Source organism: Pseudomonas sp. HMWF006, from assembly GCF_003061205.1.
Lineage (GTDB): Bacteria > Pseudomonadota > Gammaproteobacteria > Pseudomonadales > Pseudomonadaceae > Aquipseudomonas > Aquipseudomonas monsensis.
This window is the reverse complement of sequence record NZ_QAIU01000090.1, coordinates 1-12911: the sequence shown is the minus strand read 5'-3', so window position 1 is coordinate 12911 and position 12911 is coordinate 1. Positions and strand designations below refer to the sequence as shown.

The window sequence follows — 12911 nt, the reverse complement described above, 5'->3', positions numbered from 1 at the left end:
CGTGACCACAACCGCTTGAACAGGCCCTTGTTCGGATCACGGCTGAAAAAACTGCCCCACAACCCTTGCAACGCCAGCGGAATCACCGGCACCGGGGTCTCCTCGAGAATCCGCGTCAGCCCCCCCTTGAACTCATTGATCTCGCCGTCAGTGGTCAACTTGCCTTCCGGGAAGATGCACACCAGCTCACCGTCCTTCAGATACTGGGCAATCCGGGTGAAGGCCCTTTCATAGATCTGGATGTCTTCGTTGCGCCCGGCGATCGGAATCGTCCCTGCGGTGCGAAAGATAAAGTTCAGCACCGGCAGGTTGTAGATCTTGTAGTACATGACAAAGCGAATCGGCCGACGCACCGCGCCACCAATCAGCAAGGCGTCGACAAACGACACGTGGTTGCACACCAGCAGTGCCGCACCTTCGTCGGGAATCGCCTCCAGGTTGCGATGCTCAACCCGGTACATGGAATGGCTGAGCAGCCAGATCATGAAACGCATGCTGAATTCGGGAACGATCTTGAAGATGTAGGCGTTGACGCCGATGTTCAGCAGCGACACCACAAGAAACAGCTGCGGAATCGACAGCTTGGCCACACTGAGCAACACAATCGAAACGATCGCCGAGACCACCATAAACAGCGCATTGAGAATGTTGTTGGCAGCGATCACCCGCGCCCGCTCGTTCTCCGCGGTGCGCGACTGGATCAACGCATACAGCGGCACAATATAGAAGCCGCCAAAAATGCCGAGGCCGAGAATGTCGACCAACACCGCCCAGGTGTGCACGAAGCCAAGCACTTCAATCCAGCTGTGGCCCGTGACGCTTTCCGGGATACCGCCGGAATGCCACCACAGCAACAGACCAAACACGGTCAGACCGAACGAGCCGAACGGCACCAGACCGATCTCGACCTTACGCCCGGAGAGCTTCTCGCACAGCATCGAACCCAGTGCGATACCGACCGAAAATACGGTAAGAATCAGGGTGACCACGGTTTCGTCGCCGTGCATCCACTCCTTGGCGTACGCCGGGATCTGCGTCAGATAAATCGCCCCGACAAACCAGAACCACGAGTTGCCGACAATCGAGCGCGACACCGCTGGCGTCTGCCCCAGACCGAGTTTCAACGTCGCCCAGGACTGGCTGAAGATGTTCCAGTTCAGGCGCATTTCCGGGGATGCGGCTGCGGCACGAGGAATACTGCGGCTGGCCAGATAGCCCAGCACGGCAATCCCGACAATGGCGGTCGAGACCAGCGGCGCGTAATGGGTCGATGACATGATGACCCCGGCGCCAATCGTCCCGGCGAGAATTGCCAGAAACGTGCCCATCTCCACCAGGCCGTTACCGCCTACCAACTCATCCTCACGCAGCGCTTGCGGCAGGATCGAATATTTCACCGGCCCGAACAGCGCCGAGTGCGTGCCCATGGCGAACAGCGCCACCAGCATCAGCGACAAGTGATCAAAGAGAAATCCGACCGATCCTACGGCCATGATCGCGATTTCCGCGAGTTTGATCAGACGGATCAGCGCGTCCTTGGCGAACTTTTCGCCAAACTGCCCGGCCAGTGCCGAGAACAGGAAAAACGGCAGAATAAACAGCAGCGCACACAGGTTGACCCAGATCGAGCGGTCACCTTCGATGGTCAGGCGGTAAAGAATGGCGAGGATCAACGACTGTTTAAAAACATTGTCGTTGAACGCACCGAGCGACTGGGTGATGAAAAACGGCAAGAAGCGCCGGGTGCGCAGCAGGTTGAACTGTGAGGGGTGACTCATCTTCCGTGTGTCCCTGATGTTTAAGGTAGAGAGGCCTGGGTACTGCTTATTGGAATCTCGAACCGCGATCCAGGCCACACCTTACCTAAACTTTCCAGGTTATTTCTTCAAACCTGCAATGCAGGGCGAGACAAACAGCTCGCCGCGCCATGCGCCTTGCACGGTACGTTTGCCGACAATCAGCCACATCACTGCCAGTAAAGTCACCAACACCGTGCCGACGACATTGAAAAACGCCAGATTGAGAACGCTGGCCAGTTTCAGCGTCGCCAGCGAATACACGCCCAGCGGAAAGGTGAAGCCCCACCAGCCGAGGTTGAACGGGATACCGTCGCGCAAATAACGCGCGGTAATCAGTAATGCCATCAACATCCACCACAAGCCGAAGCCCCACAGCGTGATACCTGCCACCAGGCCCAAGCCCGAAGCAATTTCACCGACACCCGGCAAACCGTTGGCGGCAAAGATCGCCGGCGCGTCGCCCCCCAGCAACAACATGCCCAACGCTCCAGTGCCGATCGGACCGAGCGCCAGCCAGCTCGACGCGGCCATGTTTTCGTGGGGCAGCTTGTGCAGGGCCATACGCAGCAACAGGATCGTCAGGATGCTGAACGCCACCGGCAGGGAAAAGGCCCAGAGCACGTAGCTGGTGGTCAACACCACCAGTTGCGCATGGGCATCGGCGAGATGCGGTGCGAGCAAGCCGCCACTGGCCGCTGACACTTCTGCGGCCACCACGGGCAACAACCACACAGCGGTCATCTGGTCGATGCTGTGCTCCTGACGGGTAAACATCATGTAGGGAATCAACACGCCGCAGGCCAGCGACATGCCCACATCGAACCACCACAGCACTTCGGCAAGGTGAATCACACCTTCCCCCCAGCGTGGCAGGCCGAACAGCAGAAAGCCGTTGATGATCGTCGCCAGGCCCATGGGAATGGTGCCGAAGAACATCGACACGGTGGAATGGCCGAAGATCCGCCGCGCCTCGTCAAAGAACAGGATCCAGCGCGCGGCGTAGGCGAAGGTAAACAGGGTGAACAACAGGATGTTGAACAGCCACAGCCCTTCGGCAACGGTGTGTAATCCGGGAATAGCCAGCGGCAATTGCGCCAGCGCCAACGCCAGCACACCGGTGCCCATGGTTGCGGCGAACCAGTTAGGGGTGAACTGGCGGATCACTTCACGCGGATGCTGAAGCTGGCTGAATGGCTTGAGGCCGGTTTTGACGCTGTTGGGGCAAATCATCATGAACTCCTGTCCTCTGGTGAGGTTGAGTCCATGGTAGATCTGAATCGAATATCTATATAACGGGTAATATCTCTAACTGTTATCTGTTTTATGGATAAGCCATCAGACACTGCCTTCGCTTTCTATCACCAGAATCCGCGCCGCGCCCTGCGGATGCGCCACATGCTCAGTGCCGACCGAGGCATAAAAAATATCGCCGACCTCCAGCAGCACCTGCTTTTCTTCACTTCCCTCGCGATAGCGCATCTGCACCCGGCCATCGAGCACCACAAACACTTCCTCACCGTCGTTGACGTGCCATTTGTACGGCTGATCCGTCCAGTGCAGGCGCGTGGTGATGCCGTTCATGTTGGCGATGTCCAGCGCGCCCCAGGCGCGGTCGGCGGTGAAGGACTTGCTGCGAATGATCTTCATGAATCGTTCCGTGAGCAGATTGACTACGCAAGGCTAACCGAAAGCGCTGCGCTTATGGCGCGCGACACACCTTGGCCGGTGCCGGACGCAAGCTGAGCAACAATGCCGCCACGGCCAACACAATCAACACCGCGCCATAACCATCGGTGGTCACCAACAACCCCAGACTGCGGGTCAGGTGCCCGGCCAGCAACGCCGGCAAACAGAAGGCCAGGTAACTCAGCACGTAATATGCCGACATCAGACCGGCCCGCTCATGGGGCAAGGCCAGCGGTACCAGGCTGCGCACGGCGCCGAGAAATCCCGCACCGAACCCACAACCGGCCACCAGCGTACCGAGGAAAAACAGCGACAGACTGGCGCTGTGCACGCCGAGCAGAATCAGCACCAGGCCGATCGGCAGCAGACTCGCGCCCCATTGCAGCGCGCGGGCGGCGGGTCGATTGCGCATGGTGAAAATCATCAGCGCTCCGGTCACAGTCAGGGCCGCCACGGTCGCGCCACCGATCAGGTTGGAGGTCGAACCGGTGGCGGTGCGCACCAGCGACGGGGCCAACGACGCGTAAAAACCGCCGAGCGCCCAGGTCGCGGTGTTCAGCGGCAGCACTCTCCACAGGGTCGGGCGCGCCTGCATCGGCACATGCAGCGTCGGTCGCAGCGACGCCCACGCCCCCGCTTGGCGGGTGACCGTTTCCGGCAGGCGCCAGACATACAGCGCCTGCAACACAAACAGCGCAAGCAATAACCAGTAGGTCAACTGCAGCGGCGCCGGGGCGAACTCGGCGAGCAAACCGCAGCCCATGCCACCCAACGCCATGCCCAATAATGGCGCGACGCTGTTGATCAATGGCCCTTGCTGACGATCCGTATCGAGCAGTGTTGCGCTTAAAACGGCGGTAGCCATGCCGGTGGCGAAGCCTTGCAGCACCCGTGCGCTGATCAGCCAGGTCACGCTGTCGGCCCCGATAAACAGCACCATCGCCAAAGCGTTGAGCAGCACGGCAGTAAAAATCACCGGTTTGCGTCCGAGGTGATCGGACAGCGAACCGACGGTCAGTAACGCCGCCAGTAGACTGAGGGCGTAAACGCCGAAAATCAGGGTCAGCACCGCTGCCGAGAAGTGCAACTGGTCCTGGTACAGGTGATACAACGGCGTCGGCGCGGTGGAAGCGGCGAGAAAACTGAGTAAGGTGATCGCCAGAAACCACAGGCTGGAACGGTTGGAAGCGCCGTTATTAAAAGGGCTGGTCATGTGCACACTCCGCAAAAGCTAATTTTTTGCTTTTGCGGAGTGTGCTACCGTCTCACTCTTAAAGCAAATTCTTTGTGTTAAGGTCTGCCCCATGGCTATTAAAGAAGGTTTACGCCCCGGCGGCCGCAGCGCCCGGGTGCAAGATGCAATTCATTCGGCGGTCCGTGCACTGCTGCAGGAACAGGAACGTTCGAGCGTGACCGTGCCGCAGATCGCCGCGCGCGCCGGGGTCACGCCATCGACGATTTATCGACGCTGGGGTGATCTGACGGCGTTGCTGGCGGACGTCGCGCTTGCCCGCATGCGCCCTGACAGCGAACCGGCACAAACCGGCAGTCTGCGCAGCGATATCCGCGCGTGGGCCGAGCAATACCTCGACGAGATGAGTTCCGAGCCCGGGCGCAACATGATGCGCGACGTGCAGGCCAGTGCCACGCCGGGGTACTGCGTGACAATCCTCGGCGCGCAGCTGCAGACCATCATTGAGCGCCACCCGGATGAAGCGGCGCCGAGTATTGATCAGTTGATCAATCTGGTGGTGGCGCCAGTGGTGTTCCGGATTCTGTTTTCAGCGGCGGCGCTGGAGGTTGAAGAGTTGCATCGCCTGATTGATATCGCGTTGCGTCAGGACTGACGCCATCGCTGGCAAGCCAGCGCCCACAGGATCTGTGAGGTCACGGCGTCTGTGCCACTGGAGATTTTTGTGGGAGCTGGCTTGCCAGCGATGAGGCCTGAACGGTCACTGCAAAAACCACCCGGTTCTTGCGCTGCGACACCCCGCCACGCCACGACCTTGGTCGACACTGACTAACCGCCGCGCACATGCGAGACTGTCCGCCCGGGCAGGAATGCCAGGGAGTCTTCTGTCGGGAGTGTTGCATGTCGTTGTCCACCGGGCTGATCGCCGCCGTCGCCCTGGCCTATATGGCCATCATGTTCGCCATCGCCTTCTACGGCGACCGTCGCAGTGCGCCGTTGCCGCCGCGGATGCGCGCGTGGGTGTACAGCCTGTCGCTGGCGGTTTACTGCACCAGCTGGACGTTCTTCGGCGCCGTCGGTCAGGCCGCCGAACAACTGTGGTCGTTCCTGCCGATTTACCTCGGGCCGATCCTGCTATTGGTCGGCGCGCCGTGGGTTCTGCAAAAAATGGTGATGATCAGCAAACAGGAGAACATCACCTCCATCGCTGACTTCATTGCCGCGCGCTACGGCAAATCGCAATCGCTGGCGGTGGTAGTCGCGCTGATCTGCCTGGTCGGCGTTCTGCCCTACATAGCCCTGCAACTCAAAGGTATTGTCCTCGGCGTGAACCTGTTGATCGGCGCCGGTGCCGATGCCATGGGTACTCGCGCTCAGGACACCGCGCTGATCGTCTCGCTGGTGCTGGCGCTGTTCACCATTGTCTTCGGCACGCGCAACCTCGACGCCACGGAACACCACCGTGGCATGGTGCTGGCGATTGCCTTCGAATCGCTGGTCAAGCTGTTCGCCTTTCTCGCCGTCGGAGCCTTCGTGACGTACGGTCTGTACGACGGCTTCGACGATCTGTTCAATCAGGCGATGCTCGCCCCGCGCCTCGAGAAATATTGGAAAGAGACCATCAACTGGCCGTCGATGGTGGTACAGACCGGCGTGGCGATGATGGCGATCATCTGTTTGCCGCGGCAATTCCACGTCACCGTGGTGGAGAACATCGACCCGCAGGATCTGCGCCTGGCCAAATGGGTATTTCCGGCGTACCTCGCCCTCGCCGCGCTGTTTGTCGTGCCGATCGCCCTCGCCGGGCAGATGCTGCTGCCCGGCGACGTATTGCCCGACTCATTCGTGATCAGCCTGCCGCTGGCCCAGGCCCATCCGGCACTGGCGATGCTGGCATTTATCGGCGGCGCGTCGGCTGCCACCGGCATGGTGATTGTCGCCAGCGTGGCGCTGTCGACCATGGTGTCCAACGACATGCTGTTGCCGTGGTTACTGCGGCGCAATAATGCCGAGCGGCCGTTTGAGGTGTTCCGCCAGTGGATGCTCTCTGTGCGCCGGGTGAGCATCGTGGTGATTCTGCTGCTGGCCTATGTCAGCTACCGCCTGCTCGGGTCGACCGCGAGCCTGGCAACCATCGGCCAGATCGCCTTTGCCGCGGTGACGCAACTGGCACCGGCGATGCTGGGCGCGCTGTACTGGAAACAGGCCAACCGTCGTGGTGTTTTCGCCGGACTCGCAGCCGGGACCTTTCTGTGGTTCTACACACTGGTTCTGCCGATTGCTGCGCACAGCCTCGGCTGGTCCCTGAGCAGTTTTCCGGGGCTGGCATGGCTGCACGGTAATCCGCTGAACCTGCCGATCACGCCACTGACCCAAGGCGTGGTGCTGTCGCTGGCCGGTAACTTCACTTTGTTCGCCTGGGTCTCGGTGCTGTCGCGCACGCGAGTATCGGAGCACTGGCAGGCCGGGCGTTTTATTGGACAGGAAATCAGCGCCCGGCCGAGTGCGCGCTCGATGCTTGCGGTGCAAATCGACGATCTGCTGCAACTGGCCGCACGCTTTGTCGGTGAAGAACGTGCGCGGCAAAGCTTCATCCGTTTTGCTTATCGCCAGGGCAAAGGCTTCAACCCGAACCAGAATGCCGACAGCGAATGGATTGCCCATACCGAACGGTTGCTGGCCGGGGTGCTCGGAGCGTCTTCGACCCGTGCGGTGGTAAAAGCCGCCATTGAAGGCCGGGAAATGCAGCTTGAGGACGTCGTTCGGATCGCCGACGAAGCCTCGGAAGTGCTGCAATTCAACCGCGCCCTGCTGCAAGGCGCGATCGAGAACATTACCCAGGGCATCAGCGTGGTCGACCAGTCGCTGAAACTGGTGGCCTGGAACCGTCGCTATCTGGAGCTATTCAACTACCCGGACGGCTTGATCAGCGTCGGCAGGCCGATCGCCGACATCATTCGCTACAACGCCGAGCGCGGCTTGTGTGGCCCCGGCGAAGCGGAAGTGCATGTCGCCCGGCGCCTGCACTGGATGCGTCAGGGCCGTGCGCACACCTCGGAACGTCTGTTCCCCAATGGCCGGGTGATCGAGCTGATCGGCAACCCCATGCCCGGCGGCGGTTTCGTCATGAGTTTCACCGACATCACTGCGTTCCGCGAAGCCGAACAGGCGCTGACCGAGGCCAACGAAGGCCTGGAGCAACGGGTCACCGAGCGGACTCAGGAACTGTCGCAACTCAACGTCGCCCTGACCGAGGCCAAGGGCACCGCCGAGGCCGCCAACCAGTCGAAAACGCGCTTTCTGGCCGCCGTCAGCCACGACCTGATGCAACCGCTGAACGCCGCGCGCCTGTTCTCCGCGGCCCTCTCCCATCAGGACGACGGGCTGAGCAGCGAGGCGCAGAAACTGGTGCAGCACCTCGACAGTTCGCTGCGTTCGGCCGAGGACCTGATCAGCGACCTGCTGGACATTTCCCGCCTGGAAAACGGCAAGATCAATCCCGATCGCAAGCCGTTTGCCATCAACGAACTGTTCGACACCCTCGGCGCCGAATTCAAGGCGCTGGCGCAGGAACAAGGCCTGAGCTTCCGCGTGCGCGGCAGCCATTTGCGCATCGACAGCGACATCAAGTTGCTGCGGCGAATTCTGCAGAACTTCCTCACCAACGCCTTCCGTTATGCCAAAGGTCCGGTTTTGCTGGGTGTGCGGCGCCGTGGCGACGAATTGTGTCTGGAGGTGTGGGATCGCGGGCCGGGCATTCCGGAAGACAAACAGCAGGTGATTTTCGAGGAGTTCAAGCGCCTCGACAGCCACCAGACCCGCGCCGAAAAGGGCCTCGGGCTGGGTTTGGCGATTGCCGATGGTCTATGCCGGGTACTGGGGCATACGTTGCGTGTGCGATCGTGGCCGGGGCGCGGCAGCGTGTTCAGCGTCAGTGTACCGTTGGCCCGCACGCAAACCGTGCCGGCCAGCACCACTACCGAGTTGAATGGCAAGTTGCTGGGCGGTGCGCAGGTGCTGTGCATCGACAATGAAGACAGCATTCTGATCGGCATGAACAGTTTGTTGACTCGCTGGGGCTGCCAGGTCTGGACTGCACGCAATCGCGAGGAATGTGCGGCGTTGTTGAGCGAGGGGGTGCGCCCGCAATTGGCGCTGGTGGACTATCACCTCGATCACGGCGATACCGGCACCGAGTTGATGGCATGGTTACGCACCACGCTGGGAGAGCCGGTGCCGGGAGTGGTGATCAGTGCCGATGGCCGGCCGGAAACTGTGGCGCAGGTGCATGCGGCAGGGCTGGATTACCTGGCCAAACCGGTGAAACCGGCGGCGTTGCGGGCGTTGCTGAGCCGGTATGTGCCGCTTTAAGCGCACTCATGAGCCCTGTGGCGAGGGCGCTTGCTCCCGCAGCGCCCCGATGACCTGCAAACCCGGATGTTCTGAAAGCTCTCGTTGAATGGATTGGCGACTGCTGCGCAACCGAGCGAGAGCAAGCGCCCTCGCCACAGAAGTCCGGGTTACTCTGGCAGTTCCACCAGCCCATCGACATCGGTCATCGCCCGCTCCAGCAGATCAGCCGGCAAGCTCTTGCTCGCCCGTGCGCCCAGCAATTTGAGCTGCTCACTGCGACTGACCAGATTGCCGCGTCCCTCGGTCAGCTTGTTGCGCGCCGAGCTGTAGGCTTTGTCCAACTGCTGCAAGCGATTGCCGACCTCGTCCAGATCCTGAATGAACAGCACGAACTTGTCATACAGCCAGCCCGCGCGCTCGGCGATTTCCCGGGCGTTCTGACTCTGGCGCTCCTGCTTCCACAGGCTGTCGATCACCCGCAACGTGGCCAGCAAGGTGGTCGGGCTGACGATAACGATATTGCGGTCGAAAGCCTCCTGAAACAGGGTCGGCTCGGCTTGCAACGCGGCGGAAAATGCCGCTTCGATCGGCACGAAGAGCAGCACGAAATCAAGGCTGTGCAACCCCTCCAGACGCTTGTAATCCTTGCCCGCCAAGCCCTTGACGTGATTGCGCAGGGACAGCACGTGCTGCTTGATCGCGATCTGCCCCAGGGTGTCGTCTTCAGCGGCCACGTATTGTTGATACGCCGTGAGGCTGACCTTGGAGTCGACCACCACCTGCTTGTCGCCCGGCAGATAAATCACCACATCCGGCTGGAAACGCTCGCCATCCGGCCCCTTGAGGTTGACCTGGGTCTGGTACTCGCGGCCCTTCTCCAGCCCGGCGTGTTCGAGCACCCGCTCAAGAATCAGCTCGCCCCAGTTGCCTTGGGTTTTCTGGCCTTTGAGGGCGCGGGTCAGGTTGGTCGCCTCGTCGCTCAGACGCAGGTTGAGCGCCTGCAAGCGTTCCAGTTCCTTGGCCAGCGAGAAGCGCTCGCGGGCTTCGGCCTGGTAGCTTTCTTCCACGCGCTTTTCGAAGGACTGAATGCGCTCTTTCAACGGATCGAGTAACTGCCCGAGCCGCTGCTGGCTGGTTTCGGCGAAGCGCTGTTCGCGCTCATCGAAGATCTTGCCCGCCAGTTCGGCGAACTGTGCACGCAGCTCATCGCGCGAACCTTGCAGGTCGTTGAGGCGCTGTTGATGGCTTTCCTGCTGCTCGCGCAGTTCGGCATTCAGCGAAGCGGCCTGTGCATCGAGGCGACGCAGTTCGGCTTCCTTGTTGGCGCGTTCAAGGTTCCAGGCGTGGGAAGCGTCGCGGGCGTCATCGCGTTCGATTTGCAGCAACTCGACTTCGCGGCGCAGGGCGGCCAGTTCGGCTTGCTTGGCGGCGTTGGCCTGCCCGAGGTCGGCGATTTCGTCGCGGCTGGCATCCAGTTGTGCGTTGAGCCCGTCCTGCGACAGTTGCGCCATGGCCAGCCGCTCTTCGAGCAAGGCGACCTCGGCCTGCCTGTCACTGGCCCGGCGCTGCAGCTGCCAGGCCAGTGCCAGCAGCGGCAACCCCGCCGCTGCGAGACCGAGCAATACGCTGGTCAAGTCCATAGCCATAGCGACTCCTGCCAATCTTATAAAGCCTGAAGGTTAACCAAGGCGTCAGGTCTTGGACAGCTCAGTCTGCGATGAGCCCGAGTTCCTCTTGCGCACGACGGTCGCCGGCGCGGGCGGCCTGACGCAAAAGATCCTGACCGATACGCCGGTCCCGGGCATTGCCGCATTCACGGCACATCAACTGGCCGAGACGGCTTTGCGCTGCAACCACACCTTCACGCGCCGGCTGCTTGAGCAGGCGACCGGCCAGGTGCTTGGCATTGTTGCTGGCGCTCAGGCGCGGGCTGTCGAGCAGCCACTCGGCCACACGCACGGAAAATCGCTTGGGCGGGGTAACAGGAAGTGGTTGTGAGGTAACAGAGTCTGATACTGAGCGAAACTTCATAAAACACTGTGGGACAGATCGGAAGGCGCGCCACTCTACTCTCTTTTTCCTACAGGTAAAGTCGAAAAATAACCCGGCACGCCCGTGCTAGAGCAAGCGCTCGGGACAATCCACAGAAGCTGTGGATAACTCAGTGGACAACCGCCCTCCAACCCGCGCAAAGCCTTATGGAATGGGGCTCGCAGTCAAACTGACGATTTTTTCACCAACAAAAAAAAGCGATGGTTTTCATTGACTTAAACTTTCGATACAGGCAGTGACCGGGGTCAGGATTGTTATGACAGCGCCGTTACAGGCTGCGCAACTAATGTGCACAAGTACCTGTTACCCGGTTATATCGGTGCGCTTTTTCGGGTCGTTTTGCATCCCGAACGGGAGATAAGCGGCCTGGCGCCGGAAATGGCTGCACGCTTTTGTGGCGACCGACGGTTGATCGGCAGAGACTCCATTTCGCCAGCAGACTCGCTACCCCACCAGACCGCGATCGCACTGGAAGCGAGCCTGCTGGCGAAGAGGCCTGTCCTGTCACCCGTGATCCGCGCGACCGCACGTCATCTTTTTAACGATGGGTTTGCATAATCCGCAACGATTGGTTAGTATCCGCGGCGTTAGTACCAAGCTGAAAGTCAATTCCGGTCGAACACATCCCCACGGTCAACCTTCTTCCAAGAAGCCTCTACCGAAAAAAGCGGGAAACGACCCCTCGATGGTTTCCAGGTAAATCTTGTGACGACACGCCTTTGAATGAATACAAAGGGTGTTGCGAAGAACACTTACTCTGACCGAACCAACCTGCAAATTGATCAGGATCTTCACCCCGGGCCCAGAACCTTTGCCCTCGTTGTGATGCCTGTCCTCCTAAGTACCTACCTGCCAGCCCAAGCGCGCCAACTTATTCAGCGCTTCAAACTGGCTGCTTTGTTCCAGTCGGGTTCTTCGTTCGACCAACGGTGGTCGACGTTACTGGAACGTTTTAACGTTGCACGGTTCTTATCCGTGTCATTTGTAGGAACACCTAATAACTATGTCTACTCAAATCCAGACTCAGGATGCCATTCGCACCCTAACCAACGCCTTCGCACCGATGAACTGCCTGATCATGGCCGCTCGCAAAGGCTGCTTCAGCTTCACCGTAGTCAATGAACACGGGATCGCCCGCCACAGCGAGCGTCTGTACCCCGATCAGTACTCCAGCGCCGAACCGCTGCAGGCCGTGATCGATCGTACACGTCAGGCCCTGGTTGCCTGAGAGCCGAAAAGGCTGCAAAAAGCAAAAGCCCCGCCTGAAACGCGGGGCTTTTTATTGCCTGATATTTCAGTTTTTGCCCGTCGCGCCTAAGCACCTTCGGATATAACGGTTATAACTCGAAGCCGGAAATATTTTAAAAACAGACCTTTACATCGCGAATATGACACTACACTTCAACTCAAGCGGCTTGATCCGCTTGCGGCGAGCCTGAGTCGATCCACCGCTGCCAAGGCCCCCTTCAGGACTCGCCGAACCATTACAAGATCCGAGGGTTTTATGGGTATCGCTGCCAGCGAACTGTGCCGCTATGTGATCCGTCCTACATTGATCTACCTGGGACGCCACTGCGCAACCGCCGAATCCCTGCTGCTGGGCATCGCCGCCAGCCAGTCCGCCCTCGGATCCGCCCTGCATGACCGCCGTGGCCACGGCCTCTACCGTATTGCCGAGCATCGCCATCAGGCCCTTTGGGATGACTATCTGGCCCTCGACCCGGAGCGCGCCAGCCTGGTGCGCGGCCTCGCCAGCCAGCATGCTTTCCTCAGCGGCCCGCACCTGGAATTGACCGTTAATCTGCGTTACGCCACTGCCATTGCCTGGC

At 60.3% G+C, this 12911-nt stretch carries 10 protein-coding genes; 4 read left to right on the top strand and 6 right to left on the bottom strand.

Annotation, left to right across the window (positions count from 1 at the left end):
• From DBR24_RS03585 to DBR24_RS03570, 4 genes are all read right to left on the bottom strand, one after another.
• Window positions 1-1778, bottom strand: a 1778-nt coding sequence (locus tag DBR24_RS03585) for an MFS transporter (protein WP_128613912.1), incomplete at its 3' end; no start/stop codon positions are given.
• A 99-nt stretch (window positions 1779-1877) separates the two neighbouring features.
• On the bottom strand, window positions 1878-3029 hold the full coding sequence (locus DBR24_RS03580) for a TDT family transporter (RefSeq protein WP_128613911.1): 1152 nt from the start codon (window positions 3027-3029) through the stop codon (window positions 1878-1880).
• A gap of 105 nt (window positions 3030-3134) precedes the next feature.
• Window positions 3135-3446 (bottom strand): cupin domain-containing protein, encoded by a 312-nt coding sequence (locus DBR24_RS03575; protein WP_128613910.1) that lies wholly within the window; start codon window positions 3444-3446, stop codon window positions 3135-3137.
• Between the two features lie 52 nt (window positions 3447-3498).
• Window positions 3499-4698, bottom strand: a complete 1200-nt coding sequence (locus DBR24_RS03570) for an MFS transporter (protein ID WP_128613909.1) — start codon at window positions 4696-4698, stop codon at window positions 3499-3501.
• A gap of 91 nt (window positions 4699-4789) precedes the next feature.
• Here DBR24_RS03570 and DBR24_RS03565 point away from each other — a divergent pair, with 91 nt between their 5' ends.
• Together DBR24_RS03565 and DBR24_RS03560 are read left to right on the top strand one after the other, a co-directional pair.
• Window positions 4790-5332: a TetR/AcrR family transcriptional regulator gene (locus DBR24_RS03565; protein WP_128613908.1), complete on the top strand. Its 543-nt coding sequence runs from the start codon at window positions 4790-4792 to the stop codon at window positions 5330-5332.
• A gap of 245 nt (window positions 5333-5577) precedes the next feature.
• Window positions 5578-9048 (top strand): PAS domain-containing hybrid sensor histidine kinase/response regulator, encoded by a 3471-nt coding sequence (locus DBR24_RS03560; protein WP_128613907.1) that lies wholly within the window; start codon window positions 5578-5580, stop codon window positions 9046-9048.
• Window positions 9049-9197: 149 nt separating this feature from the next.
• Here DBR24_RS03560 and rmuC read toward each other — a convergent pair whose 3' ends face one another.
• Window positions 9198-10562, bottom strand: coding sequence for a DNA recombination protein RmuC (gene rmuC / locus DBR24_RS03555; protein ID WP_177490419.1), 1365 nt, complete (start codon window positions 10560-10562; stop codon window positions 9198-9200).
• 175 nt (window positions 10563-10737) lie between these two features.
• Window positions 10738-11061 carry a sel1 repeat family protein gene (locus DBR24_RS03550; RefSeq protein ID WP_128613905.1) on the bottom strand — a complete coding sequence of 108 codons (324 nt, stop codon included), beginning with the start codon at window positions 11059-11061 and terminating at the stop codon, window positions 10738-10740.
• A 1024-nt stretch (window positions 11062-12085) separates the two neighbouring features.
• Here DBR24_RS03550 and DBR24_RS03540 point away from each other — a divergent pair.
• Together DBR24_RS03540 and DBR24_RS03535 are read left to right on the top strand one after the other, a co-directional pair.
• Window positions 12086-12310 carry a hypothetical protein gene (locus DBR24_RS03540; protein WP_108589715.1) on the top strand — a complete coding sequence of 75 codons (225 nt, stop codon included), beginning with the start codon at window positions 12086-12088 and terminating at the stop codon, window positions 12308-12310.
• Window positions 12311-12586: 276 nt separating this feature from the next.
• A partial coding sequence (locus tag DBR24_RS03535) for a hypothetical protein (RefSeq protein WP_128613904.1) occupies window positions 12587-12911 on the top strand: 325 nt, incomplete at its 3' end.

Coding starts and splice junctions, on each gene's coding strand:
- DBR24_RS03550 (WP_128613905.1), bottom strand. CDS start 11,061: ATGAAGTTTCGCTCAGTATCAGACTCTGTTACCTCACAACCACTTCCT.
- DBR24_RS03580 (WP_128613911.1), bottom strand. CDS start 3,029: ATGATTTGCCCCAACAGCGTCAAAACCGGCCTCAAGCCATTCAGCCAG.
- DBR24_RS03570 (WP_128613909.1), bottom strand. CDS start 4,698: ATGACCAGCCCTTTTAATAACGGCGCTTCCAACCGTTCCAGCCTGTGG.
- DBR24_RS03565 (WP_128613908.1), top strand. CDS start 4,790: ATGGCTATTAAAGAAGGTTTACGCCCCGGCGGCCGCAGCGCCCGGGTG.
- DBR24_RS03540 (WP_108589715.1), top strand. CDS start 12,086: ATGTCTACTCAAATCCAGACTCAGGATGCCATTCGCACCCTAACCAAC.
- DBR24_RS03575 (WP_128613910.1), bottom strand. CDS start 3,446: ATGAAGATCATTCGCAGCAAGTCCTTCACCGCCGACCGCGCCTGGGGC.
- DBR24_RS03560 (WP_128613907.1), top strand. CDS start 5,578: ATGTCGTTGTCCACCGGGCTGATCGCCGCCGTCGCCCTGGCCTATATG.